Source organism: Secundilactobacillus sp. MJ173, from assembly GCF_059704265.1.
Genome location: NZ_BAAKGN010000038.1, coordinates 1 through 24,599, shown reverse-complemented (window position 1 = coordinate 24,599; position 24,599 = coordinate 1). Strand labels below are relative to the sequence as shown.

The 24,599-nt window shown below is 44.2% G+C and carries 22 protein-coding genes; 12 read left to right on the top strand and 10 right to left on the bottom strand.

What is annotated here, in order from left to right:
- Positions 1 to 61 precede the first annotated feature (61 nt).
- The 3 genes from AC6H04_RS06325 to AC6H04_RS06315 all read left to right on the top strand — a co-directional run bounded on the left by AC6H04_RS06325 (position 62) and on the right by AC6H04_RS06315 (position 2,540).
- Entirely contained in the window at positions 62 to 1,384 is a 1,323-nt protein-coding gene (locus tag AC6H04_RS06325) for a replication-associated recombination protein A (RefSeq protein ID WP_497570895.1), read from the top strand.
- A gap of 116 nt (positions 1,385 to 1,500) precedes the next feature.
- On the top strand, positions 1,501 to 1,800 hold the full coding sequence (locus AC6H04_RS06320; protein WP_497570894.1) for a hypothetical protein: 300 nt from the start codon (positions 1,501 to 1,503) through the stop codon (positions 1,798 to 1,800).
- A 515-nt stretch (positions 1,801 to 2,315) separates the two neighbouring features.
- Positions 2,316 to 2,540, top strand: a complete 225-nt coding sequence (locus AC6H04_RS06315; protein WP_497570893.1) for a hypothetical protein — start codon at positions 2,316 to 2,318, stop codon at positions 2,538 to 2,540.
- 96 nt (positions 2,541 to 2,636) lie between these two features.
- Here AC6H04_RS06315 and AC6H04_RS06310 read toward each other — a convergent pair whose 3' ends face one another.
- The 5 genes from AC6H04_RS06310 to AC6H04_RS06290 form a co-directional block, all read right to left on the bottom strand.
- The gene (locus AC6H04_RS06310) at positions 2,637 to 4,031 is read right to left on the bottom strand and encodes an amino acid permease (protein WP_497570892.1); all 1,395 of its coding nucleotides are present in this window, start codon (positions 4,029 to 4,031) and stop codon (positions 2,637 to 2,639) included.
- 611 nt (positions 4,032 to 4,642) lie between these two features.
- Positions 4,643 to 5,824 carry an MFS transporter gene (locus tag AC6H04_RS06305; RefSeq protein ID WP_497570891.1) on the bottom strand — a complete coding sequence of 394 codons (1,182 nt, stop codon included), beginning with the start codon at positions 5,822 to 5,824 and terminating at the stop codon, positions 4,643 to 4,645.
- A 235-nt stretch (positions 5,825 to 6,059) separates the two neighbouring features.
- Positions 6,060 to 6,623 (bottom strand): ferritin-like domain-containing protein, encoded by a 564-nt coding sequence (locus AC6H04_RS06300; RefSeq protein WP_497570890.1) that lies wholly within the window; start codon positions 6,621 to 6,623, stop codon positions 6,060 to 6,062.
- Positions 6,624 to 6,654: 31 nt separating this feature from the next.
- Positions 6,655 to 6,900, bottom strand: coding sequence for a heavy-metal-associated domain-containing protein (locus AC6H04_RS06295; RefSeq protein ID WP_497570889.1), 246 nt, complete (start codon positions 6,898 to 6,900; stop codon positions 6,655 to 6,657).
- A gap of 86 nt (positions 6,901 to 6,986) precedes the next feature.
- Positions 6,987 to 8,897, bottom strand: a complete 1,911-nt coding sequence (locus tag AC6H04_RS06290; protein ID WP_497570888.1) for a heavy metal translocating P-type ATPase — start codon at positions 8,895 to 8,897, stop codon at positions 6,987 to 6,989.
- A gap of 160 nt (positions 8,898 to 9,057) precedes the next feature.
- Between AC6H04_RS06290 and AC6H04_RS06285 the strand changes: the two genes are divergently transcribed.
- Positions 9,058 to 10,221: a DUF998 domain-containing protein gene (locus tag AC6H04_RS06285; protein ID WP_497570887.1), complete on the top strand. Its 1,164-nt coding sequence runs from the start codon at positions 9,058 to 9,060 to the stop codon at positions 10,219 to 10,221.
- 96 nt (positions 10,222 to 10,317) lie between these two features.
- Positions 10,318 to 11,937, top strand: a complete 1,620-nt coding sequence (locus AC6H04_RS06280) for a peptide ABC transporter substrate-binding protein (RefSeq protein WP_497570886.1) — start codon at positions 10,318 to 10,320, stop codon at positions 11,935 to 11,937.
- A 232-nt stretch (positions 11,938 to 12,169) separates the two neighbouring features.
- Here AC6H04_RS06280 and AC6H04_RS06275 read toward each other — a convergent pair whose 3' ends face one another.
- Entirely contained in the window at positions 12,170 to 13,060 is an 891-nt protein-coding gene (locus AC6H04_RS06275; RefSeq protein WP_497570885.1) for a LysR family transcriptional regulator, read from the bottom strand.
- Positions 13,061 to 13,230: 170 nt separating this feature from the next.
- Here AC6H04_RS06275 and vprA point away from each other — a divergent pair, with 170 nt between their 5' ends.
- Both vprA and AC6H04_RS06265 read left to right on the top strand, forming a co-directional pair.
- The gene (gene vprA, locus AC6H04_RS06270; RefSeq protein WP_497570884.1) at positions 13,231 to 14,700 is read left to right on the top strand and encodes a vinyl phenol reductase; all 1,470 of its coding nucleotides are present in this window, start codon (positions 13,231 to 13,233) and stop codon (positions 14,698 to 14,700) included.
- Positions 14,701 to 14,945: 245 nt separating this feature from the next.
- Positions 14,946 to 15,092: a hypothetical protein gene (locus tag AC6H04_RS06265; protein WP_497570883.1), complete on the top strand. Its 147-nt coding sequence runs from the start codon at positions 14,946 to 14,948 to the stop codon at positions 15,090 to 15,092.
- Here the strand turns inward: AC6H04_RS06265 and AC6H04_RS06260 are convergent.
- Together AC6H04_RS06260 and AC6H04_RS06255 are read right to left on the bottom strand one after the other, a co-directional pair.
- Positions 15,085 to 15,273, bottom strand: a complete 189-nt coding sequence (locus AC6H04_RS06260) for a hypothetical protein (protein WP_497570882.1) — start codon at positions 15,271 to 15,273, stop codon at positions 15,085 to 15,087. The genes AC6H04_RS06265 and AC6H04_RS06260 overlap by 8 nt on opposite strands.
- 42 nt (positions 15,274 to 15,315) lie before the next feature.
- Positions 15,316 to 15,420, bottom strand: a complete 105-nt coding sequence (locus AC6H04_RS06255) for a helix-turn-helix transcriptional regulator (RefSeq protein WP_497570881.1) — start codon at positions 15,418 to 15,420, stop codon at positions 15,316 to 15,318.
- Between the two features lie 268 nt (positions 15,421 to 15,688).
- On the opposite strand from AC6H04_RS06255, the gene AC6H04_RS06250 reads away from it, so the two are divergent.
- A complete protein-coding gene (locus tag AC6H04_RS06250) occupies positions 15,689 to 16,615 on the top strand; it encodes a DMT family transporter (protein WP_497570880.1) in 927 nt (308 codons plus the stop codon).
- Positions 16,616 to 16,646: 31 nt separating this feature from the next.
- On the opposite strand, the gene AC6H04_RS06245 is transcribed toward AC6H04_RS06250, so the two are convergent.
- Positions 16,647 to 18,014 (bottom strand): uracil-xanthine permease family protein, encoded by a 1,368-nt coding sequence (locus tag AC6H04_RS06245; protein ID WP_497570879.1) that lies wholly within the window; start codon positions 18,012 to 18,014, stop codon positions 16,647 to 16,649.
- Positions 18,015 to 18,600: 586 nt separating this feature from the next.
- Between AC6H04_RS06245 and AC6H04_RS06240 the strand changes: the two genes are divergently transcribed.
- Positions 18,601 to 19,944, top strand: coding sequence for an MFS transporter (locus AC6H04_RS06240; RefSeq protein ID WP_497570878.1), 1,344 nt, complete (start codon positions 18,601 to 18,603; stop codon positions 19,942 to 19,944).
- Between the two features lie 378 nt (positions 19,945 to 20,322).
- Here the strand turns inward: AC6H04_RS06240 and AC6H04_RS06235 are convergent, their stop codons facing one another.
- On the bottom strand, positions 20,323 to 21,162 hold the full coding sequence (locus AC6H04_RS06235; protein ID WP_497570877.1) for an aldo/keto reductase: 840 nt from the start codon (positions 21,160 to 21,162) through the stop codon (positions 20,323 to 20,325).
- Between the two features lie 193 nt (positions 21,163 to 21,355).
- On the opposite strand from AC6H04_RS06235, the gene AC6H04_RS06230 reads away from it, so the two are divergent.
- Genes AC6H04_RS06230 through AC6H04_RS06220 form a run of 3 tightly spaced genes read left to right on the top strand, consistent with a single transcriptional unit; the run spans position 21,356 to position 24,542 of the window.
- The gene (locus tag AC6H04_RS06230) at positions 21,356 to 22,273 is read left to right on the top strand and encodes an ABC transporter ATP-binding protein (RefSeq protein ID WP_497570876.1); all 918 of its coding nucleotides are present in this window, start codon (positions 21,356 to 21,358) and stop codon (positions 22,271 to 22,273) included.
- Positions 22,263 to 23,879 (top strand): ABC transporter permease, encoded by a 1,617-nt coding sequence (locus AC6H04_RS06225; protein ID WP_497570875.1) that lies wholly within the window; start codon positions 22,263 to 22,265, stop codon positions 23,877 to 23,879. Before AC6H04_RS06230 ends, AC6H04_RS06225 begins: the two co-directional genes overlap by 11 nt.
- A 15-nt stretch (positions 23,880 to 23,894) precedes the next feature.
- Positions 23,895 to 24,542, top strand: coding sequence for a TetR/AcrR family transcriptional regulator (locus tag AC6H04_RS06220; protein WP_497570874.1), 648 nt, complete (start codon positions 23,895 to 23,897; stop codon positions 24,540 to 24,542).
- The last annotated feature ends 57 nt before the right edge of the window (positions 24,543 to 24,599 follow it).

Sequence of the window (24,599 nt, the reverse complement as noted above, 5' to 3'; positions counted from 1 at the left end):
AAAGCGTATAATTAAGGTGTGTAATTTCATCACTAGAAGATGAAGGCAGGTGGATTAACCTATGCATCAAGAATCGCTTTTTTCTAATCAATCACAGAATGTCCCGCTTGCCAGTCGGGTGCGGCCTAAAGATTTAGACCAATTTGTTGGGCAGCAGCACCTTTTAGGTAAAGGCAAAATTTTGCGGGAGATTATCGAAACCGATCAAGTTTCCTCCATGATTTTTTGGGGTCCCCCAGGTGTCGGTAAAACAACGTTAGCTGAAATTATTGCCCACAAGACGCACTCTAGTTACCTGAGTTTTAGTGCGGTTGATAGCAGCATCAGTAAAATCAAAAAGATTATGAAACAGGCTGAACTAGACCGTGAAGTGGGGCAGCGGACGATGGTATTTGTGGACGAAATTCACCGATTTAATAAAGCCCAGCAGGACGCCTTTTTACCCTACGTTGAACGTGGCAGTATTACTTTAATCGGTGCCACGACGGAAAATCCTTCGTTTGAAATTAACTCAGCGCTGCTTTCTCGCTGCAAGGTTTTCGTGTTGCACGAACTGAAGCAAGAAGACATCGTGACACTGCTTAATAACGCCCTCAGCAATCCGGCTGGTTATGGCAATCAGACCATCAAGATTAGTGACGATGAGGTCCAAGCCATTGCCAATTTTGCTGACGGAGATGCCAGAACAGCCCTAAATACGTTGGAGATGGCGGTACTTAATGGTGATAAGCAGGGCAGTGAGACCACCGTTACTATGTCGGATCTCAGTCAGTTAATTACTAGAAAATTTTCGCTCTACGATAAGAATGGCGAAGAACACTACAATATTATTTCCGCTCTGCATAAATCAATGCGCAATAGTGACGTGGATGCGGCGATATACTGGCTTTCGCGGATGCTTGAAGGCGGTGAAGACCCGCTGTATATCGCTAGGCGGTTAGTGAGATTTGCCAGCGAAGATATTGGTTTAGCGGATACGAACGCACTGAACATCGCAATCAACGTGTTTCAAGCCTGTCAATTTCTCGGTATGCCGGAGTGTGACGTTCATTTGGTAGAAGCCGTGACTTATCTGTCATTAGCACCCAAATCAAACGCCATCTATAAGGCACGATTGGCAGCTGCCAAGGATGTGAAGCAAACGGCTAATGACCCAGTACCGCTGCAGATTCGTAACGCACCAACTAAGCTGATGAAGGATCTGGGTTACGGCAAGGGCTACGAACTGGCGCATAATGCCAAGGATAAGTTGACCACGATGAAGACTATGCCGCCATCTGTGGATGGGCATGAATACTATTTACCAACAGATGAGGGTCGCGAAAAGCGGTTTAAAGAACGGTTTAATCAAATTAAAGCTTGGCACAGGCAGCATGAAGAATGATTCTCACGTTACAAGTTAAGTCCGCGCTTAGATATTTTCTGGCGCGGCCTTTTTGACCAGCATGATTAATCAGGTTGTGTATAATAGAAGTACTTATTAGTAGGGAGGGGCTGCTCATGCCACTATTAGCTATTATCATCGATGTGATTACCGCTTTTACTTATTTCTTTCAGGTCAAGTCTGGCTCGATGGGCGTTTACGTATTGGGAATAGTCGTTCAAGCTGTCGCAACACTGCTGTTACTTATTTGGACCTTTACGTACCGACGCAAAAAGTATCGTAACCCCATGATTTTTGGCTTCTTCACGGCGACGTTTTCTTACGGAATCATTTTAATTTCAGCTGCCATTAATGCCTTAGTCTTCGTTTTATACCTCATGAATATTTTAGGAATCAATAGCATTATTTTCAGTTAAAATGTAATCAACAATGTTAGTTTTAAATTAATTACTAATAGTATATATAATTCAATCAAGATGTATTCCAATAGGCCTAACACTAATCTGGTAGGCTTTTTCATTGTACATTCATGCTTTTTCTAATAGTATCCATAAATAGTGATTTAATCAAAATAACTTTAACCGTGTTATAATCAACTTGTAAGCGCTTTATAGGAACGCTTAGCTTATTATTAAATCTCTCTGGCCAGACGATTTATGATTAGGGGATCGACACGCATAGCGATTTAAATGCTATCTAAACTTCCTTTCATACCACAAACTTTTAAAGCGTGCTCAACTACAGCCCTTGATGGTGATCGTTTTCTGGAGAGATTTTGTTGTGTCAATTGATAATTATTAACGGTTTTAAATCAGTTACGATGGTTTGACTTCTGTATTCAGCAGGATCAGGCCATTTTTTAAAAATTAGCAGATTTAGTATGATAAGCTAACTATGAGTTATACATTATTTAAAGAGGGGGTCGTTAGTGATGTGGCGCAAATTTATCAGTGACATTTTGTTTGACCTTTCAATTCTGTTGATTCTGCTTGTGGTGCTTATCATCGGCAAAGGCGCTTACGATTTAATCATCAGTGGACATCTTTATTTTTGGAGATACGTCACTTCACTTATTCACGAGATGCTTGGTGCGGCCATCCTTTTTTCACTGATAGAACTCATAGATTTCGCTTGGAAAAGGCGAAAGAAAAAATAGGCAATTTTGACAGCAAGAAACGCCCCAGCCGGTATAGCTGGGGCGTTTCTTGCGTTAAATAAATTGCAACTATTCAATTAAATAGCTGATCCAAAACTACAGCGTCTTAACACTTAATCCATTATCATTATCACGTTTAAGCAGCAAGTTAAACGCAATCGCCCAAATAATAGCACCGATGGCTGGTAACAGGGATTCATGACTGAAGAACAGACTTACAAAGATGGCGATGAAGAAGCCGATTGTTAGCGGGTTGCTCCATTTGTATCCAGGCATTTTGAAACCATCGTTCTGGAAATCGATGGAGCGACGGTACTTGTAGTGTGCCACCATCGTCAGGATGCAGACCAGAATGTAAATGTCACTGGAAACAGACGCGATGAAGGTGAACGCCGCGCTCAGTGTGTTGAAAGCACTGATAATGGGTGCGAACAGCATGCAGGCAGCTGAGAACAAGACGGCCACGATTGGAATCCCGTTGGTCGAAACTTTGGTAAAGGCCTTCATCGGTTTAGCGTGTGATTCCAATGCCAGCTGGTACAAATGACGGCCAGTTGAGAAAATAGAACTGTTCAAAGTCGACATTGCGGCAGCGATAACCACCACGTTGATGACTTGAGAGGCGGCTGGCAACCCAGCAAGAGTGAAGATTTGAACGAATGGACTTTGGGATGGGTCCAGTGAGCGCCAAGGGGTAATGGCCATAATCACGATCAGCGAACCAATGTAGAATAAGAGGATTCTGAAAATGATTTGGTTAACGGCTTTGGGCAAAACATGCTTGGGATCTTTAGTTTCAGCGGTAGTAATTCCCACGAATTCCATTCCTTGAAAGGCGAAGAAGACCATTGGGAAAGCCATAATAAACTGATGAAAACCGTTAGGAAACATGGTGAAATTGTTAGTGAGATTACCCCAGGATGCATGTGTGCCGGTGGGGTTTTGATGATGTGTGAACACTAAATAGATACCAACTAAGATTAGCGCAATAATGGCAAAAATTTTAATTCCGGATAAGAAGGTTTCAGAGTGACCAAATGAGCTGACCATGGCAATGTTAACGCCGGTCAAAACGGCCCAGAAACCCAGTTGAACTAAACCAGCAGAAATGTGTGGAAACCAAAACTTGACGTAGGTTGATAGCGCAATGAGTTCAGCGTTGGCAACTAAAATCAGTTCAAGCCAATAACTCCATTCGGCAAACTTTCCTAACCTTGAGCCAACGTACTTTCTGATAAATGAAACGAAGGTGTGTTGATCAGGATCGGAGTACATCATTTCACCAATTGCACGCATCATGAGGAAGAAGAAACCACCGATGATTAAATAAACGAGTAAAATTGATGGTCCAGTTCTGTGAATCGTACTGCCGGCACCCAAGAAGAGTCCGGTCCCAATCGAGCCACCAAACGCAATCATCTGAACTGCAATGTTGGATAGACCACGACGGGTACCATCCTTATTTACCTGAACTTTTTCTGTTTTTAACATGTTTTTACCTCCTTAAACAATCAATTAATCCACTAAAAATCTATTTTCACGATAAAAGGATGTTTTTACGTATTACCGCCTTTGAGCAAGTGCCATTTTGTAAAGAAATCTCTTAGTAAGAAATTCATTTTTGGCGAAACACAGCTGGTTGAATGATGCACCAACATCTGAACGACGCCAGTCTGATAATCATGTTGCAACTCACCAAGAATGAAATTTATATTGCATCCAACCATCTGTTTTCCCTCGCTTTCCAAACAAAAAATCGTCCCTGCACAGAATATTCTGCACAGGGACGATTTTTAATCGTGTTACCACCCATTTATTCGTAACAACGTTGCCGCTGCTACCTCTAAGGCACATTCATGCCCGGAATTTTATCGTGTTTCACACGTACCGCAAGCTTTCACTTTTGGTAATTGCTCAGAGCTCATCTTCAAGAGATGTTCTGGTCCATCCTTTCACCAACGATGGTCGCTATCCAACCCTACTGATCTTTCTACTCTTCTCTTCATTGCATCTAGTGTTAAGTTTATGGTAAATGATAGCACGTTTTATTAGAAAATTAAATGATTTTCACAGATAATTTTAATGTTTTGTTCTGAAAGCTCTTAATCGTGTAATTTTTCTGGTTCTTTTAAAATCAAATGTCCAAGTAGTGCGATGACCAAAAAGACGACTGCCACCAGACAAACACCGTTCCATTTAGCAATACTCCAAGCCCAAGTGGCTGATAACGTGCCTAATGAACCGCCAAGGAAGTAGCTGAACATGAAAATGGAATTGTTACGGCTGCTTTCCTTACGGTTAAGTGATTGAACGATGGCTTGGTTGGAAACCTGACTGAATTGAGTTCCCAGGTCCAGTAGAATGATGCCGATGATTAGGCCAATCATCCAATGACCGATTAACCAGAACAGTAGAAAGGCCAAACTGGAGAAGAAGACCGATAATCCAATGGTTAGACGTGGTGAACGGTGGTCGACTAAGTTACCAATATAGGGAGCAGCTAAGACGCCTGCAATCCCTAATAAGCCTAATAGGCCAGCAACGTTACTGCCTAAATGATATTGATCAGCTAGGTAGAAGGCAATGGTTGACCACATGACGTTAGAAACCGCGAACATGGTGAAGCCATTGAGCGAAGACCCTCGCAGTCGGCGCTGAGTAGTGAACAGGCGAGGCAGCGATTTAATGACGTTGGCATAACTTAAGTTTTGATGGCCACGGGGGTCTCGTGGCATTGCTTGATGAACCACTAGCAGTAAGATGAGATCCATGATTGCTGCAATCAAATAAATGTATTGCCAGTCAACGACACTACCAAGCAAACCACTAAAGGACCGCGACAATAAAATCCCGGTCAAAAGGCCGCTTAAGACGGTTCCCAGGACTTTTCCACGCTGCATGGCAGGGGCGAGAAAGCCGACGTACGGGATAATGATTTGTGGCGCCACAGAGGTGATGCCGATTAGCGTGGTAGCGATGGCGAACACCACAGCATTGGGTGATATGAACGCGATTAACAGTGAAATAATTGATAAGACCATCATGAATTGAATCAGATGGTAACGGTCAAAAATATCGCCAAGGGGAACGATTAATAACAATCCAACAGCGTAACCCATTTGCGTCAGCATTGCCAACACGCCGACAATGGCTTTGGAAAGGTGAAAGTCGTTAGCAATCAACCCTTCGATAGGCTGAATAAAGTTTAGATTAGCGACGATAATACCAGTGGCAATCGCCATGAGTAAAACGGTTTTTCGTGAAATTGATTGTGGTTCTTCCATCGTTATTGCCTCAATTCTCTTCTTTCTAATGATGAGTACTAATAGCAGTAAGGTTATGTTTCATGTGAAACAAGTGAGTGACCTACTTTTAATTAGTGCACGATTATTCATTATACGACAAGTTTTTATTTTAAAAAAACAAAAAATCCGACACCATCACTAGTATCGGATTTTTCGGTAAAGCGGATATTAAATCGGCCACTCGCGGTCAGCCATTTAATTTAATCAGTTTCTGTTAGTCTTCATCATCATCGTCTTCTTCGACTAAGCCTTCCCAAGCGGTGTGGCCTAAGATAGCTTGCAGTTGTTGAATGGCGTGGTTATTTTGCTTTAATAAGGTGGTTAAGGTGGCAGCCAATGCTGGCCGGTCTTCTTTTTCAGCCAACTTGATTGCCCGGGTGACGAATAGATTTTCGGTATTGTAATCGTGAGCGGTGATGTCCACAATCTCGGCTGTGGTTAGGTACTTGTTACGACCATCTTCGTCTAACATCTTGTAGTTGCTGTATTCTTCAGTAGTCGAAGGTGGTAGCTCGTTCTCGTCTAAGAGGGCTTCGGCAACGGTATCATAGTCTTTACGAGCTTGGTCGATAAGTTCGTCATAGAATGGGCGAACCGCAACGGCTTCGAAGCCCTTCATGAACCATTTAGCCTGGTGAAGTTTCACGTCCAGCACCCGTAAATTGGCAACGATGTGGCCGGTCATGGCACCCGCGGTTGGGGTGTGGTGGTCAATGTCAGCTTGCTTCACTTCGGCTTGGTACTTTTCTTCTACTGCGTCTTTTAAATCGGTTGTCATATTTTGGTTCCTCCTGTCTGTTGGTTCACGACTACTTAGCTGCAACGGTGTCCTTAACCTTGATCTTCTTAACTTCGTAACCTAATTTATCAACTACTTGGCCTAATTCTTCAGCGGAAACTTGGCTGTCATCGAAGTCGGCTTTAGCTTTGCTGGCATTGAAGAGTACTTTTACTTTCTCAACGCCTGGTTGATGTGCCAAGGCACTTTCAATCTTGGTCATGCATGATGGGCAGGTCAAACCATCTAATTGTAATACCGCACGTTTTGTTGTCATAATAACGATCTCCTTTTTTAGTTGTTCTTGATTTCTTTGATTATCTATAGTTTAGTCGCTTCTCCTTGATTTGAAATTGACGTAAATCAAGTTAATGAAGTTTTTTGAGTAGCTGCTTGTTGGGCTTGGGTAGGCATCTTGCCGTAACGAATCAGCCGCATTGCGTTGAAGATAACCACGAGGATACTTGCTTCGTGAACGAACATGCCACTAGCCATGTAAATGAAGCCGGCGATTAAACCAATCAGTAGGAAGACGACGACACCAATAGCGATGGCGATATTTTCCTTTGTGTTGATAACCGTCTTTTTAGAAAGGGCGTAAGCGTGAACCAGTGCTTCGAAACTGGATTGCATGAGGACAACATCGGAAGTTTCGATAGCCACGTCGGTCCCGCTACCCATGGCGATACCGATTTGTGCGGTAGCAATTGCCGGGCTGTCGTTGATGCCATCACCAACGAAGGCAACGGTACGGCCTTGATCCTTGAATTTCTTGATGTAATCGACCTTTTCTTCGGGTAAGAGTTCAGCGTGAACTTCGTCAAGCCCGATTTGTTCAGCAACGTATTGAGCGGTGATCTTGTTATCACCAGTCAGCATGACTAAGTGCTTAGCACCGTGGTCACGTAAGGCTTGGAGCTGTGCTTTGATGCCGGGACGGATGGTGTCAGAAACACCGAGGATTAATTTCAATGTGCCGTCAACAGCTACCATAACAACTGAGCTACCGGTGTGCTGGACGTCTGTTAAATCAGACTTTTGTGTATCGGTTAAAGCGATGTCGTTAGCGTTCATCATCTTCAAGTTACCAACTAAAACGTGGTGACCGTCGATGGTTGCGGTGAGGCCTTGACCTTTAACCGTATCGTTTTCAGCAACGTCTAATTGTTCGAAATCAACTTTCTCATGAGTCGCATAATCGGTAATTGCTTTGCCAAGTGGGTGATCGGATAACCGTTCTGCCCGAGCGACTAAGGCCAAAGCTTCCTTTGAATCATCGGCGTAGTCTTTAACTGCAGAAACTGCGGTGTTCCCAAGGGTCAGGGTACCGGTCTTATCAAAGACGAAGGTATCAACTTTTGCAAAATCATCCATGACAGCCCCACCTTTCAGCAGGATGCCACGTTTAGCACCGTTACCGATACCAGCTACGTTAGAAACTGGGGCGCCAATAACCAAGGCACCTGGGCAGCCAAGCACGAGGACGGTAATGGCGGTTGGAAAATCACGGGTGAAGAGGTAAACCAGAGCGGCGATGATTAGCACTGCTGGGGTGTAATACTGGGCGAATTTATCAATGAAGGATTCAGCAGGGGACTTTGCATCCTGAGCGTCTTCAACTAATTCAATAATCTTACCGAACGTGGTGTCTTCACCGACTTTGGTAGCTTCAACGGTTAACGTACCGTTGCCTAAGATTGAACCGGAGAAAACGGCATCGCCAGCGGTTTTAGCCACCGCTTTAGATTCACCAGTGATCACTGATTCGTCTAAGTAGCCTGAGCCTGAAATGATGTTGCCATCAACTGGTACCGAAGCACCGGTCTTGACCATAATGTGATCGCCTTCGTCAACGTCATCGATGTCAACTTCTTCTTGAGTGCCGTCTTCGTGGAGAATAACGGCGGTTTCTGGTGCCATTTGTGTCAGAGACTTAATGGATTGACGGGTCTTGGATAAGGTCCGTTGTTCCAGATAGCTCCCGAACAAGAAGAGGAAAGTCACAATCGCTGATTCGTTATATTCGCCAATGATGAAGGCCCCGACCACGGCGATACTGACTAGCAGTTCAATACTGATGACCTTAACGCGTAATGATTGGTAAGCGTGAATCATAATTGGTACAGCTGCGATGATGGAGGCTAAGATGAATGCCCAGTCATAAACCAGAGTTGAACTTAGAAGGTACTTACCGGCGAAACCAATCGCAATCAGAATGGCACTTGCCAGGGTGATTTGATTTTGATGATTTTGAATATAACGTTGGAATTTCATATCGATCGCTCCTTTGATCATTTGATTATCTACAGTGTAGAGCGAATTGGCATAGGGTTAATTGACGCAGGTCAAGTTCGGCATAAAAAGTAAAAGAACTTGCCAATTGTCGCAAATTATCCCAAAATGAACTGAGATAATAAACTTTGGGAGAAATTATATGAAAATTGAATTACCGGATAAGGTAGCAGAACAGCTTAAAATCAAGGATAGCGAGGGTGTCAAAATTGAATTACGAAACCATGACGCCGTGATAACGACTGAAGCTAGTGAGATGTCGCTATTCCAACGGATATCACTTTGGTGGTATTTAGCGCCAGCGCTAATTAGTGCGCTGGCATTTAACGTTTTCTTTGCGATGAAAAATAGAAATCAAATTCCAATGTCAGGGAATACCTCACTTGGGACGACTGTGATTTTAATGGGTGTCGTAATTGGGACGTTGCTGTTTATGATCTTTTTTATTCGGGGACGGCGAAGCCAAACGAATGCATTCTCCGCAACTATTTATTGGCGGAATTTCCCGGTAGTGATCCTATCGTTCGGGTTGATTCTGGCTTTGGCGTTATTAGGGGTATTTTGGTTATTAGGAACGATTTTTAAAGGCGCAACGTTTGATCGACTGACCGCAACAATCATCTTCTTTATTTTTGAAAGTATGATCAATTACATCATGATTTACGCTGCAGTTTCTACTTCTTCACGAACCCTGATCCGAATTTTTATGTTGGTGATCATGAGCGGGGTAGTCATCGCGATGGCCACAAACAGTACTCGGAAGTGGTGGCAGTACAACCTGAGCTTTTTGGGAACACACCTTGCTAACAATAGCTGGCAATTTAATATGACACTGATGTTTTCAGCTTTAATCATGGTTGCGCTGATTGATTATATCTTCGTTTCAATCAACGCGAATCACCCTCGTTCCATGCGCTTACTGATTTTACGAATTCTCCTGACGGCCATGGCGATTGATATGGGAGCAGTGGGCTTTTTCCCGAATAACAGGGTTTCACACGATATTCATGACCATTTAGCGGCGTTTCTGGTGTATTTCATCATTGTGTTAATCGTTGGTATTCGCTGGTTTTTGCCTAAAATACCGAAAGAATTTTTGCGGATGTCGTATACCGTTGGTGCCATCTTGGTGACGGCCGAGATTCTGTTTAAGTTTGTGGGTTACTTATCATTAACGGCGTACGAGATCATTGGCTTCACTCTGACTTTTGGCTGGGTTCTCCTGCTATTGGAGCTTTTGCAAGAACAGATCGATACGGGAACACGGGTCTTTTATATCAAGCCCGAAAAAGATGAACACGACTAATTTTAATTTTTGAGCGATACTTCTTGGTAATTGATATCTAAGTTATGTATTATAGGATTAGTCGAACCGAATGCCTTAAGAAATGAGGGGATTCCATTGAAGAATAGATCTAAGTGGTTGCTAGGTACTTTTGCCTTAGTCACCACCATTGTGTTAGCTGGCTGCGGCAATAACAGTAGTCAGGGAAGTAAGAAGAGTATTGCGCTGATGCAGACGTCAGATTTAACGAGTTTGGATAATACGAATCAGGCAACCATGCCGGAATTCAATACCCTGACGAATATCTCTGAAGGCTTGTATCGGCTGAATGCGAAGGACCAGCCCGTTCCTGCCATGGCGACTAAGATTGAAAAGCCAACGGCCGATGGGACTCAGTATACCTTTCACATTCGGAAAAATGCCAAGTGGAGTAATGGTGATCCCGTGACCGCCGCGGATTTTGAGTATTCTTGGAAACGGTCGTTGAATCCAAAGAATAATCCGGTTTATACCTATATCTTCAGTGGCATCAAGAATGCGGATGCGATTATTGCCGGAAAGAAGTCGTATCAGACACTGGGAATCAAAGCGACGGGTGAAAAGACGTTGACCATTACGCTGGATCACCCAATGGCTTATTTCAATAAGTTAGTTGCTATGCCAGTGTTCATGCCACAAGATAAGAAATTTGTGGAAAAGATTGGTACTAAGGCTTACGGGACTTCTGCCAAGAATACCGTTTCAAACGGTGCGTTTAAGATTACTGGTTGGACGGGGACGAATTCGAAATACACATTGGTAAAGAACAGTCATTATTGGGATAAGAGCGCCATCAAGCTGGATGAGATTAACTATCAGACGGTGAAGGATGCCAATACCGCACATAATTTGTTTACTAATGGTAAATTAGATGACGCTACGATTTCTGGTGTTACTGCTAAGAGTCTGCAGAAAAATAAGGATCTCAAGCGAGTTCCAAAGGCGTGGACTTATTATCTGCAGCTTAATCAGCGTAAGGGTCAGCCAATGGCTAATCAGAAATTGCGTGAGGCTGTTTCGTTAGTGATCGATAAGCAGCAACTGGTTAGCAAAGTTCTTGCTGATGGGTCAACGCCTGCCAGCAGCTTTGTTAGTCCAGGAACGTCGACGGATCCCACTACTGGCCGTGATTTTAGTAAAGAAACCAGTACGACTTACAAGCCAAACGTGAAGAAGGCTCAGCAGTTATGGGCTGAAGGCTTGAAGGAAACTGGGTCTAACGGTACGGTTAAAATGTCGATTATTGGTGATGACCAAGATGTGACTAAGAACGTAGCGCAATTTGTTCAAAGTCAGATTCAAGAAAATCTTAAAGGTGCCAAGGTCGATATCAATAATTTGCCAGATAAGGGGTTTGCGGATCGTAAAACCAACGGCCAGTTTACCATGAGTCAGTGGTACTGGCTGGCGGACTTCGCGGATCCAATCAACTACCTGGGTATTTTGACGTCAGGTAATACGATGAACCCTGGTCATTACAGTGATAAGACCTATGACACTTTGGTTGATAAGGCCAAAGCGGCACCAACGCAAGCAAGTTATTGGAAGTACTTGCGGCAGGCGGAGGGCCGCTTGCAAGACCAAACGGGAATTATCCCACTATATTATGTAAAAGAATCACACTTAGTGAATCCAAAACTGAGCGGCGTGGAGTATCATGTTGCGGGGTTTGCGGATTATACGAGAAGTGAAAAATAGAGTGTGAACCAAGGCGTTAAGAGACCGAAACAGAACAGCACCCCACCATAAATCCCGAACTTGGATTTGTGGTGGGGTGCTGTTCTGTGCAGGTCTCTGCCTTGGTGAACACGTTTAGTCTAGATAAAAGTAAAGCACCATAAATCCCGAACTTGGATTTGTGGTGGGACTTTGTTCTGTGCAGGTCTCTGCCTTGGCGAACACGTTTAGTCTAGGTAAAATTAAAGGAATTTCAGAACTCACCCAACAACTTCTCCAGCATCGGATTTTGATTGACCTGATTATAAAGCGCCACGATATGATAACTTTGAGAAAGCACACTGCTGATTGGCAAATACTGAATCTGACCATCCATACTGGTACGGTGGTGATTAATCAGACCACCAGGATAAAAGGCGAATGCTTGATTGAGTGCCACTAAAATATCCATTTGTTCGGTACTTGTGACGCGGTGAATACGGCTATAATCGTCTAAAAAGGGCATACTAGCCATAAAACTTTCCAATAAGAAAGTCGATGTTTCGGGACTGTAATAGAGGATGGGTAGCGTAGAGAGGTCCTGTGCAGTTAAGGTAGAATGCTGACTTAACGGGTTGAGCGTGCTGACCCCCATAACCATTTCATCCGTAAAAATAGTCCGAACGGTGAGGTTAGATTGAGGTGAAACGGCAGGCTGACCGTAACTAATGGATAGTGCTAAATCTAGGCTGCCAGTTGTCACGCTTTCGGTCAGATGTTCGTTACTGCCTTCGCGAATGGTAAGGGAGAGATTGGGGTTCACTTTGAGTAGCGAATAAAGTGCGTTTTGTAATAATTTTTTTTCAAATACAGAGAAGTATCCTACGCGCAACATCTGGTCTGATGAGATTGAACGATGTAAATCGTTTAGGGCGGTCGTATAGTTATTCACAATATCTTGTGCTGAGGAAACGAAACGATGACCTTCAGATGTCAAGGTAACTTTGTTTTTTCCACGATGAAATAATGTTACGTTGAGTTCGTCTTCTAACTGCTTCATTTGTTTAGAAACGGCTCGCTGAGTAATGAAGGCTTCGTCTGCAACCTGTTTAAAACTACCGTACTGGGCAACCTTTAAAAAAGTTTTTAATCTGTTTAGATCCATAAGTTGTCTCCTTTTACTCATACTATTAGTTCGCCTGAAGAACTAAATGGCTGTTTTCGATAACATATCCTACCACTATAATAACCTCATCGAAGCTTTATTCGAGGGCATAAGAGTTTTTTTTAGAGATTCATGCTCAATAATAAACATAACGTGTGGAGGGATATTTAATGTCAATCAGTCAGAATGATCATTATGATGTCGTCGTTGTTGGTACGGGTGCTGCGGGAACTTCAGCCGCTTTGGAAGCTGCTCAAAATGGTGCCAAGGTGCTTTTATTAGAGAAGGGCCGGCATACCGGTGGTAGCAGTAACTACACTGAAGGTTTGTTTGCCGTTGACTCTTATCTTCAAAAGGAGCAGGGCATCAAAGTTTCAGGTACGGATGTCCTTAAAGAAGAAGTCGAGTATTCGAAGTTTAAAGCTGATTCACGGATTTGGCGTAAATACATTGATAACAGTGCCGATACGGTTCGGTGGTTGAAAGAACAAGGCGTTGAGTACGAAGGCGTTCAAGCAATGGGTGCGGGTGAAGCAACTTGGCATATTTATAAAGGCATGGGTCAGTCAGTATTACATGATGCATTGTTACCAAAAGCTGAGAAGAACGGCGTTGAAATCTTAACGTTAACCACTGCAACGCAACTGCATACTGACGATGATGGTGCAATTTGTGGGATTACCATCCAATCAGTGGAAACTAAGGAAACTCAAGACATCTCAACGAATGCAGTCATTTTAGCGACAGGTGGTTATTTGAACAATGCAAAAATGATGGCGGATTTGACACCTTATGACACGTCACGTCTGATTCCAGTTAGTTCTGGCAAGGGAACCGGCGACGGCCTACGCTTGGGCTGGCAAACGGGTGCTAAGCAGTATGGTACTGGTATGGCCATGTTATTCGGCGGCTATTTAAAGGATCCCGATGAACCGTCATTTAAGATGATGCCTTCACAAATGAACGCGGCAGCCGGCCAACAGCCACTGCTTTGGGTCAATGAGAAGGGTGAACGGTTTGTGGACGAATCTGTCGTTTACAACTTCTCGTATGCCGGTAACGCGATGTATACCCAAAATCAAGTTTACAGTGTGCTTGACCAAGGTGTCATTGACCGCATGATTAAAGACGGTAACTTCATGGGATTGGGCGTTTACGTCAAGCGCGGTGAAAAGATGACTAAGCTCCAGGATGAACTGGATGCTGCGGTTGAAGCAAAGAAACCATTCATCTTCAAAGCGGATACCATTGAAGAATTAGCCGAAAAAATGGATGTGCCAGTTGAAACTTTCACTAATACTGTTAACACGTATAACAGTTATTGTGAAACTGGTGCCGATCAGCAATTTGGCAAGGACAGTGACTATTTAGTGAGTGTTGATCACGGGCCATATTATGGTTTCAAGTTAAACATTGGCGCCTTTTGTACCATGGGTGGTATGCAAGTCACAACGCAAAACGAAGTGATGAACGAAGATGGTGAAGCAATTAAAGGCCTCTATGCAGCGGGTAATGATGCTGCTGGTTTGACCGGTGATACGTACGGTCCAAATATGCCTGGTACCTGTGTAGGGTACGCCTTCTACTCGGGGAGAAATGCTGGGAAACACGCAGCAGAGAGTGTGAACCAAGGCGTTTAGAGACCGGAGTACAACAAAGTCCCACCATAAATCCCGAACTTGGATTTGTGGTGGGACTTTGTTGTATGCAGGTCTCTGCCTTGGTGAACACGTTTAGTCTAGATAAAAGCAAAGCACCAAATCCCGAACTTGGATTTAGGGTGGGGGCTTCTTCTATGTAGGTCTCTGCCTTGGTGAACACGTTTAGTCTAGATAGAAGCAAAGCACCAAATCCCGAACTTGGATTTAAGGTGGGGGCTTCTTCTATGCAGGTCTCTGTCTTGGTGAACACGTTTAGTCTAGATAAAAGCAAAGCACCAAATCCCGAACTTGGATTTAAGGTGGGGGCTTCTTCTATGCAGGTCTCTGCCTTGGCGAACACGTTTAGTCTAGATAACAGTTATGTCACTTGATTGAATGAACGATTTCCGGAATAAACCAAGTCAGCCAAGTGCCCACAGCCAAAAGTATCCACCAGTATTTCGTTGCGAACTCCCAAAAATTCATGTGGTGTTCTGGTGCGATGACTGTTGGTTCAGGAGCTTCGGTGCCTTTAACCAAACTGTCTAAACTAATTTGAAACAGATCACTCATTTGTACAAGTCGTTCAACATCCGGATAGGCTGTTCCTAGTTCCTATTTTGAGATCGCCTGGCGACTGATATTTAGCGTATCTGCTAAAGTTTCTTGTGTCCAGTTGTGATTTTCCCGTTCTTCTTTAATACGTTGTCCGAGTAACATCTTAGTCATCTCCTAAACAGTTCGTCTTGATTACTTATATTATTAAACATGACGACTGAAAACACACGCATTTTAATGATGCTTTTTGCGCAACTCAAGGATGCGTCATGAAACGCTGATGTAGCAGGATTTCCAGCGAATGCAACCACGGACAGTTGCGTGATTTGTTAGTTTAAGTTAGGCGTTTTCATGTGAAAAGAAGGTTTACTTTGCCCTTAAACTTATCTAAGATAATACTCAGAAACTTTTAATTGTAGGAAGAAGGTCAATGAATGTGACCGATAAACATAAGGGTCTCGCTTTTGTCATCACCGGCACCACGTTATGGGGAATGTCAGGTGTTGGCGCACAATACTTATTTTCCCATCAGGCTGTTGAGCCAGGCTGGCTAGTAGGCGTCAGGTTAGCCATCGCGGGTATTTTACTGGTGGTTTGGGGCGCCGTCAGTAACTTTCAGGAACTGATTTCGATTTGGCGAAATCGATACGATGCGATAATGCTGGTGATATTCGCCATTTGTGGCATGATTCCGTCGCAGTTTTCTTATTTTATGGCAGTTAAATATGGGAACGCGCCAACAGCCACGATCCTGCAGTTCCTTGGACCAATTTTCATCATTGTTTATCTAGCGTTACGGCATTGGCGGCTACCACGACGGATCGATGTGATTTCCATGCTGATTGCGCTACTTGGCACTTATTTATTGGTTACCAAGGGTCGCTTAGATAGTCTTGAACTAGCGCCAGCTGCAGTATTTTGGGGTGTCATGGCTGGGGTGGGGCAGGCGCTGTATACGCTGATTCCCATTCGGCTGCTGAAAAAGTATGACGCCAAAATCGTTACTGGCTGGGCCATGTTCATTGGCGGTTTGGTCTTCATGCCGCATATTATCACAACACCGATTCCTAAACTAAGTATGTTGGAGTGGTCAGCAGTGTTGTTTGTGGCTACTTTTGGGACCATGTTTGCCTACTTGTTCTATTTGACGAGTTTGAATTACATTTTACCGGCAACTACGGGCATGCTCAGCTCCTTTGAACCTTTAACAGCCACGTTCTTGTCCATTATCGTTTTACATACCGCTTTTGGTTTACCGGAAATGCTGGGTGGCGCCCTGATTTTAGCCACTGCGTTTTTGCAAGGATTAGCTGTTAATAAACCAACACGGATCATCAAAAAAGCGTCTCACCAATAAGGTGAGGCGCTTTTTTCGGTTTATTCCACGGTTACCGTCCAGCTGGCGCTTGAACAGCTTCAGTCGTTTCGGCCGGCACCGTTTGTTTTTTTGACATTAATAGATTTAAAATGATCGCACTAATGGCAGCAATCGTAATTGGTGACCCTAGCAGATATTGCAGCAATTGTGGTGCTTCGCTGACAACTTTGGCGGGTAATAAGACCATCGCCATCGTTAAAACAATTGGTACACCAATGACGTAGATGGCACTTTCGCCAGTCTTCAAGTAACGCACAACGTTCAGTCCGTTTAACATGATGATGACACAGATGATGGAATAAACACCACCAATGACGGGTGCAGGAACGGCAGCGAAGAAGGCTGACAATTTACCGCAGAAGCCAAGGATGATAAACCAGAAACCAGCGGAAACGAAGACCCGTTTGCTGGCAACACCAGTAACGGAGATAACGCCGGCATTAGTTGAATAGCCAGTCATCGGGGTGGCACCTAGCAGAGCTGATAGCAAACAGCTGATACCTTCGCCAATGATCCCCATGTTCCACTGTTTCTTAGTAATCTTTTGACCTGTAACGGCGCTCATGGCAAACCAAGTGCCTGTTGTTTCAGTCGTTAACACTAAGTAGATGACCACAAACGTTAAAATAGCTGGAAGTGAAAAATGCAGTCCGTAGTGTAATGACGTGAACTGGGGCAGGCTGAACCATGATGCAGCTTTAACGGATGACCAGTCGAAGACGCCCATGGCGGTAGCAACTACCGAGCCAACGATCAAAGCAATAATGATTGAGCTGACTTTGAGGGCCTTTCTTAACTGTGGTACCCGCGAACTTAAAATAATGGCAATTAACATGGTAATAGCAGTAGAACCAGCAATGATCATATTAGTGTTAATGTTGCCGGCTGCTTTAAAGATATTATCGTTCAAAGCGCCTGGTAGTAGTGATAAGCCCACACAAGTGATAATGGTTCCGCCAACAATGGCTGGGACTAACTTGGAGATGACTTTCTGAAAGACGCCGGTAACGCCTAACGCCATGAGTAAAAATGACCCCACAACTAACGATCCTAAAACGGTTGCCATCCCGCCGTGTGCGCCACCGTTAGCTAAGTAAATCCCAGCAACGGCACCCACGGGAACGAAAGATGGACCTTGAGACACGGGCAACTTTAGAAAGAACTTCGTCTGTAAAATTGTCCCGATACCGCAGGCGATGAAGGCAGCTTGTAAAAAACCGCTCTTTTGCGCGACAGACATCGATAGTAAACCGGCCATGATAATTGGTGCGACGTACACGTCCATTGCAAGCACGTGTTGCAAGCCTAAGAAACCCGCTTGCGTGTAAGGCACCTTATCGTCTGGTCCGTACAATAAGCCATTTTGATTGCGATCCATAATATTAGTTATTCTCCCTTTGAATTGACTTGAGTTCCTTGAACATCATCAACCGTCTGCTTAGTCGTTTGATATATCTGTTATGTCAAGATTGGCAACACTGTCAGGTGGAATAGAGGGTGGGCAGTGAAACCAGGTATAAGGCGGCTAAGTAGCCAAGTATGATTTTCCTCCTTGGCTTCTAGGCGTGGTTATGAGCCATACCTAGTGAATATTCCGCTAAGTTTGCGACAAATGTAACCACCTCACTTTACTATTTAGTTTTATGAAAGGGTTGAAAAGAACGAATGTTGACTATTAAACATTATGCATTATTCGCTTCAATACCTTGTGAGCTATTATAGGCACAATTTATCGGGGTTTCAATGGAATTTCACGAACATTTTAAACTTTAATCTTTGGACTGAGAATATTCATTAAAAAATTTTTTTTGTTAGCGGTTTCGTTACTGCTAGTAAGGTTTAGAGGCCTTTTGCATAAAAATGATAAATAGTCGGTGCTTGAATAATTAACCATGTCAGGTTACAATACATGCTAATTAGAATTTAATAATCTAATGATATTTTAATGCATAGGAGGATCGCGCATGGACAAGACATCGACACGAACAGAAAAACAAATTGCTGCTAATATCTTAAAAGGGTCTCTAGGTAACATGATTGAATGGTTCGATTGGTACGTTTACGCTTCTTTCGCAATTTACTTTTCAGCTGCTTTTTTCCCGGCCGAAAATAAAACGGCAGAACTGTTATCAACTGCTGCAGTTTTCGCCGTTGGGTTCCTGATGCGGCCACTGGGGTCATTTGTGATGGGTCGTTTTGCGGATCGAAAAGGGCGCCGAGCAGCGCTGACACTATCCGTAACGATCATGGCGACAGGTTCTTTGATTATCGCTATTACACCAACGTTTAAATCAATTGGTGTTTGGTCACCGATTATTTTGGTCGCTACCCGGATGTTCCAAGGCTTGTCACTTGGTGGCGAGTACGGGACTTCAGCCACTTATTTATCAGAAATGGCATCGCCAAAACGTCGTGGTTTTTATTCCTCATTCCAGTACGTCACATTAATTTCAGGTCAATTATTCGCATTGCTGGTTCAAATTGTGTTGCAAAACGTTTTGACTAACGCACAGTTATTTGCTTTTGGCTGGCGGATCCCGTTCGTAATCGGTGCCTTTGGAGCCGTAGGTGTTCTGTGGCTGCGACTTTCCATGGAAGAATCCGATCAGTTTGAAGCTAGAAACAAAAACAGTAAGAAAGCTGGTACTTTAACGCTTTTGGCTAAGTATCCCAAGCAATTCTTCACGGTTGTTGGGTTAACTTTTGGTGGGACGATTGCCTTTTACGCTTACACTACGTATCTGCAAAAGTTCATGATCAACACCACTGGACTCAATACTCGCGTAGTTTCAGTGATCAACTTCTTTGCATTATTGATCATGTTGATCCTGCAACCCATCTTTGGTCATTTGTCAGATAAAATTGGGCGTAAGCCATTACTGTTATGGTTTGGAATTGGCGGCACAGTGTTTACTGTACCAATCTTCAGTTTGTTAGCGCACGTTCATTCGCCATGGGCAGCCTTTTTCTTGATGCTGGCTGGGGTAGTCATCGTTTCTGGTTATACTTCAATCAACGCCATCGTTAAGGCAGAACTGTTTCCAACTGAAATTCGGGCGTTGGGCGTTGGCTTCCCATATGGGCTGACCGTTGCCCTCTTTGGTGGAACCGTTGAATACGTTGCCCTCTGGTTACGTTCTGTTAACATGGAATCGATGTTTTTCTGGTACGTTGCACTGGCATCTCTGGTTTCGTTGGTAGTTTACTGGCACATGCTGGAAACATCTACGGCATCAGAAATTAACGTGGACAGTGTACCAGCTGCACCTGCTAATCCAGCGGTTAAGAATGGTGAGGCGGTTCAGTAGGACCAGTAATTAATTAAATGGAACGTTGGGTTCATGGATTTTCTATAGCCGAATCGTGTTCAGCAACACTGACTCCGGCCATACAAACAATAAAAAACGGGTATTCCCAAGTGCAGGAATACCCGTTTTTTATTGTTTGTATTCTGGAGTCAACCCGTGTTGCTTCACACACTAACAAAAAAGTCCCACGAATAGATTTCGTGGGACCCTCTCTTAAGTATCAGCTATTTAACTGAAGTCTCCGTAGCTGATGCTTTAAGACTTATTCCGTAACTCAAAGCATCACCCCCTTTTTTGATTGAGGCTATAATACAATGATATTGATTGAATGTCAACTACTTAATTTGCGGTAATGGTAGCGCTTATTTAAACCCTTAATTAGTCGAATTCTTCGTACTCATTTGGATCCTGATTTGTGGTTCTGCCATCTGGTTTATTTAGCGAATTAATGGCCTGCACCTCATCATCAGTCAGCTTAAAGTCGAAAATATCGAGGTTTTGGCGCTGATGAACCAAACTGCTGGACTTAGGAATTGGCACGATTCCCCGTTGCGTGTGCCAGCGGAGGATAATTTGACCCGCATTTTTATTGTACTTCTTGGCTAATTGTAGAATCACGGGTTCCTTTAGTGAGTTGCTGCCGCGACCCAATGGACTCCACGCTTCAGTAGCGATGCCCCGGTCTTTGTCAGCTTGGACGTTGGCTTCGTTGATCCAGTAAGGGTGAATTTCAATCTGGTTAACAGCAGGGGTGACACCAGTTTCATCAATCAAACGATCCAGATGCTCTGGCATGAAGTTAGAAACACCGATGGTATGGATCAACCCAAGTTTTTGCGCTGTGATCATGGCCCGCCAAGCTTCCACGTAATGATCACGCTTCGGTAGCGGCCAGTGAATCAAGAATAAGTCAAAATAATCTAATCCCATTCGGGCTAACGACTCTGTGATAGCGTCTAAGGCATCATCATAGTGGTGATATTTACCTGGTAATTTTGAAGCCACGAAGAACTGGCTGCGCGGAATACCACTTTGCCGAATCGCTTTACCCACGATACCTTCATTATCATAATTAGTCGCACTATCAAGTGACCGGTAGCCGTCGTGAATCGCTGACAGAATCTGGTCAACACCTTGAGCACCGCGAATCTGGTACGTTCCTAGCCCTAGCATGGGTAGTTGGTGACCATCATTTAGTAAAACGTTTGGAATTGTCATCGCTGTTCCTCCTCATATATTTATTAGTTTAATTATAGCGGTTAGAGCTGACTATAAGTCAACTAAGATGATGTTTCAAAATTAACTTTTTGATTGACCCATTAGTCATTGACTTGTTGGTCAATAGAGAATATACTCTGGGTGAAATCTTGAATTGGTCGAAATTAGCGTGATTAATAAGGAGGGGACAGCGATGTCACAGACAGTCGTGAGCATTAATCATTTACAGAAATCGTTTGGTAAATTTCAGGCGTTAAAGGACATTACCTTTGACGTTAATCCAGGCGAAGTCTTTGGTTTTATTGGGCCAAATGGGGCTGGTAAATCTACCACTATTCGGGTGCTACTGGGCATCCTAAAAGCCAGTGGCGGTCAGGCAACGATTTTTAACGAGGATGTATGGCAGCAGGCCGTCGCCATTCATAATCGAATCGCCTATGTACCGGGGGATGTGTATCTGTGGCCTAACTTAACTGGTGGTGAGATGATCGATTTTCTCTTAAAGTTGAATCATCAAAAACATACTGCGAAGACGGATGAACTGATCAAAGAATTTGAATTGGCACCGAAGAAGAAATCACGTACCTACTCCAAAGGTAACCGGCAGAAGGTGGCGTTGATTGCGGCGTTATCTACGGATGCTGACTTATACATTTTTGATGAACCCACTAGTGGATTAGATCCTTTAATGGAGGAAGTCTTTCAAAAACAGGTGTTAGCTTTAAAACATCAGGGTAAGAGCGTGCTGCTTTCGAGCCACATCTTGTCCGAGGTTGAGCGGATGTGTGACCGGATCGGAATTATTCGAGCTGGTGAAATTGTGGAAACTGGTACTTTGGATCAAATGCGTCAGCTGACCCGGACGCAAGTGGTTGTTCAAACTAAGCAAGCACTGGCAGGTATCGAGACGTTAGCGGACGTGCACGCCTTCAAAGCGGATGAACAGATTGCCAATAAGGCCGTTTTTGCCGTTGATACGGCGCAAATTGGTGCAGTAATGGCGGAGCTAGTTAAGCGTGGCATTGTTACGTTGCAAACCACACCGCCAACCTTGGAAGATTTGTTTATCCGCTATTACAACACTGAGGGGACTGAGGAGCATGAAAAGTAATCAGACGGCTCAAACCGAGTATCTGACACGGATGTATCTTAGGCATGATCGGTTCGCCATTATGGTTTGGCTCTTAGGTATCGTGGCAATGGTTGGTTCCGGAGCCAGCAAAATTATTGGCTTGAGCGGTAATGATAAGCAGGTCGCTTCATTGGCAACCGCGTTGGATACACCGTCTATGGCGGCTTTATTCGGTCCTTTTACCGTGGTAAAGCCCTATACGACGGCGGCTATTTTTGCGGCTTCCATGATGGTGTTTACTGGATTATTAATGGCCATCATGAACATCTTCTTTGCCGTGCGAAATACGCGGACGCAAGAGGACAACGGGGTGTTAGAAATGGTTCGTGCTCACAGTGTTGGCCGGCAAAGCCCGCTATTGGCAACAATTTATGAACTATTGATCATCAATGTGGCAGCTGGCTTACTCTCGGCAGTGACTCTGCAAGCCATCAATATGGATGGTGCTGATGCTGCGGGAAACTGGTTATTTGGCATTGGCATTGCTGCTTTGGGAATGATGTTCGGTAGTTTTACGCTATTTTGCGCCCAGTTGGCTAGTAATTCTCGAGGTGCCACGACCATGAGTTATGGTTTGCTTGGTCTGTTGTACCTTTTGAGAGCGATGACGGATGTTCAAAATGTAAAATACACCTGGTGGACAGTTTTCGGCTGGGTGGAAAAGGTTGATCCGTACGGTGAAAATCGCGTATCACCAGTGCTATATATGCTGGGCCTAGCCGTTGTGGTCTTGGCTATCACGTTGGTTATAAGTTCAGAGCGGGATTTGGGTTCCGGCCTATTGCCTGATCGACCGGGTCGCAGTCACGCTAGCGCATTATTGGCTGGTCCGGTGACGCTGGTTTTTCGGCTAGAACGAACCAGTATGCTGGCGTGGTTTGTTGGCCTTGCTGTGTACGGCGTCAGCATGGGCACCTTGTTCGATACTATTGGCGACATGATGACAAATAGTCCCATGATTGCCAAAATACTGGGACCTGATGCAGCGACAGCAGTAGGTCGGACTACAACCCTGCAGTTTGCAGCTATGATGAGCGTGATGATGGCCATTGGTGCCAGTGTGCCAGCGATTGAGACCATGCTGCGACTTAACGGTGATGAACGGAAAGGCTGGTTGGAATCAATTCATGCCCGCAGTGTTTCTCGGTCTCATTTATTCAGTGCCTATACCTTAGTGGGACTAGTGACTGGCTTGTTGACGCTGTTCGCCGGCACGTTTGGCATGGCACTGGGTGGTCAGGGAGCGAAGCATGCATTTGCCATAAGCCGGCTAATGCGCTCGTTTTGGGCTTTCGCGCCAGCAGTGCTGGTGGTGATCGGTATTGTTGCTGTGCTGATAGGCGTACTGCCAAGGTATCAGCAAATCGCCTGGGTTATCCCAGTCTACGCGGTATTGTCGATTTACCTTGGTGGGTTACTGGATTTCCCAGAATGGACAAAGCAGTTAACACCCTTTGGCTGGATCAATAAAGTACCGCTGAAGCCGGTTCAGTGGGATCAAGCGGGTTGGCTGGTTCTTCTGAGCATCATGTTAATATTAGTGGGTTACGGGTTATATCAACGGCGTGATTTAGTTGAAAATTAGAGGGGGAATAGATGCATGGTTGAAATGAATCCCGACATTCCAAAGGATCCGAAAAAAGTTGAGCGAATCCTAGTTAGCGCGACAAAAATTTTTGCTAAGAATGGTTATCTGCAGGCTAAAACGGCTGATATTGCGAAGACTGCTGAGGTCTCAAAGGGAATTGTCTTCCGCTACTTTGGTGACAAAGGGCACCTCTATTTGGCCACCGTAACGGATGTGATTAAACGGCTGACGGACCAGGCAGACTTTAGTGTTTGGACGGATGCTAAGGACCTTGGTGATATGATTGAGCGGGCTGTTCGCTATAAGATTGAACTGCAACTGGAATACCCCGATGAATTTCGATTGTCGGTACAATCATTTGGTGAAATGAACGTGCTGCCAGCAGAAATTCAACCGGCAATACGTGCTCTGTGGCAACAACAAACCGCCACGTCACTGACAACTTTAGAGGAACCGGTGCTGGACCGTATGAAGTTACGACCAGGAGTCGATAAAACCATCTTGAAAAAGTTATTGAGTGCTATCGGAACCACAGTTTTTTCGGATGCTGAAGCGTTTATGAGACAGCATCCAGACGCGAAGATTGAGGACTTCGAACCGATTATCAAGCAGATTCAAGCGGAGTATGAGATTTTGGAGTATGGATTTGCGGCCAAATAAAACAAGAGTGTGGCACAACTCGGTAGATTCCAGAATTTAACGCAAAAAAGAGTATTC

Coding starts and splice junctions, on each gene's coding strand:
- AC6H04_RS06325 (WP_497570895.1), top strand. CDS start 62: ATGCATCAAGAATCGCTTTTTTCTAATCAATCACAGAATGTCCCGCTT.
- AC6H04_RS06320 (WP_497570894.1), top strand. CDS start 1,501: ATGCCACTATTAGCTATTATCATCGATGTGATTACCGCTTTTACTTAT.
- AC6H04_RS06315 (WP_497570893.1), top strand. CDS start 2,316: ATGTGGCGCAAATTTATCAGTGACATTTTGTTTGACCTTTCAATTCTG.
- AC6H04_RS06310 (WP_497570892.1), bottom strand. CDS start 4,031: ATGTTAAAAACAGAAAAAGTTCAGGTAAATAAGGATGGTACCCGTCGT.
- AC6H04_RS06305 (WP_497570891.1), bottom strand. CDS start 5,824: ATGGAAGAACCACAATCAATTTCACGAAAAACCGTTTTACTCATGGCG.
- AC6H04_RS06300 (WP_497570890.1), bottom strand. CDS start 6,623: ATGACAACCGATTTAAAAGACGCAGTAGAAGAAAAGTACCAAGCCGAA.
- AC6H04_RS06295 (WP_497570889.1), bottom strand. CDS start 6,900: ATGACAACAAAACGTGCGGTATTACAATTAGATGGTTTGACCTGCCCA.
- AC6H04_RS06290 (WP_497570888.1), bottom strand. CDS start 8,897: ATGAAATTCCAACGTTATATTCAAAATCATCAAAATCAAATCACCCTG.
- AC6H04_RS06285 (WP_497570887.1), top strand. CDS start 9,058: ATGAAAATTGAATTACCGGATAAGGTAGCAGAACAGCTTAAAATCAAG.
- AC6H04_RS06275 (WP_497570885.1), bottom strand. CDS start 13,060: ATGGATCTAAACAGATTAAAAACTTTTTTAAAGGTTGCCCAGTACGGT.
- vprA (WP_497570884.1), top strand. CDS start 13,231: ATGTCAATCAGTCAGAATGATCATTATGATGTCGTCGTTGTTGGTACG.
- AC6H04_RS06265 (WP_497570883.1), top strand. CDS start 14,946: ATGCAGGTCTCTGTCTTGGTGAACACGTTTAGTCTAGATAAAAGCAAA.
- AC6H04_RS06260 (WP_497570882.1), bottom strand. CDS start 15,273: ATGAGTGATCTGTTTCAAATTAGTTTAGACAGTTTGGTTAAAGGCACC.
- AC6H04_RS06255 (WP_497570881.1), bottom strand. CDS start 15,420: ATGTTACTCGGACAACGTATTAAAGAAGAACGGGAAAATCACAACTGG.
- AC6H04_RS06250 (WP_497570880.1), top strand. CDS start 15,689: ATGAATGTGACCGATAAACATAAGGGTCTCGCTTTTGTCATCACCGGC.
- AC6H04_RS06245 (WP_497570879.1), bottom strand. CDS start 18,014: ATGGATCGCAATCAAAATGGCTTATTGTACGGACCAGACGATAAGGTG.
- AC6H04_RS06240 (WP_497570878.1), top strand. CDS start 18,601: ATGGACAAGACATCGACACGAACAGAAAAACAAATTGCTGCTAATATC.
- AC6H04_RS06235 (WP_497570877.1), bottom strand. CDS start 21,162: ATGACAATTCCAAACGTTTTACTAAATGATGGTCACCAACTACCCATG.
- AC6H04_RS06230 (WP_497570876.1), top strand. CDS start 21,356: ATGTCACAGACAGTCGTGAGCATTAATCATTTACAGAAATCGTTTGGT.
- AC6H04_RS06225 (WP_497570875.1), top strand. CDS start 22,263: ATGAAAAGTAATCAGACGGCTCAAACCGAGTATCTGACACGGATGTAT.
- AC6H04_RS06220 (WP_497570874.1), top strand. CDS start 23,895: ATGGTTGAAATGAATCCCGACATTCCAAAGGATCCGAAAAAAGTTGAG.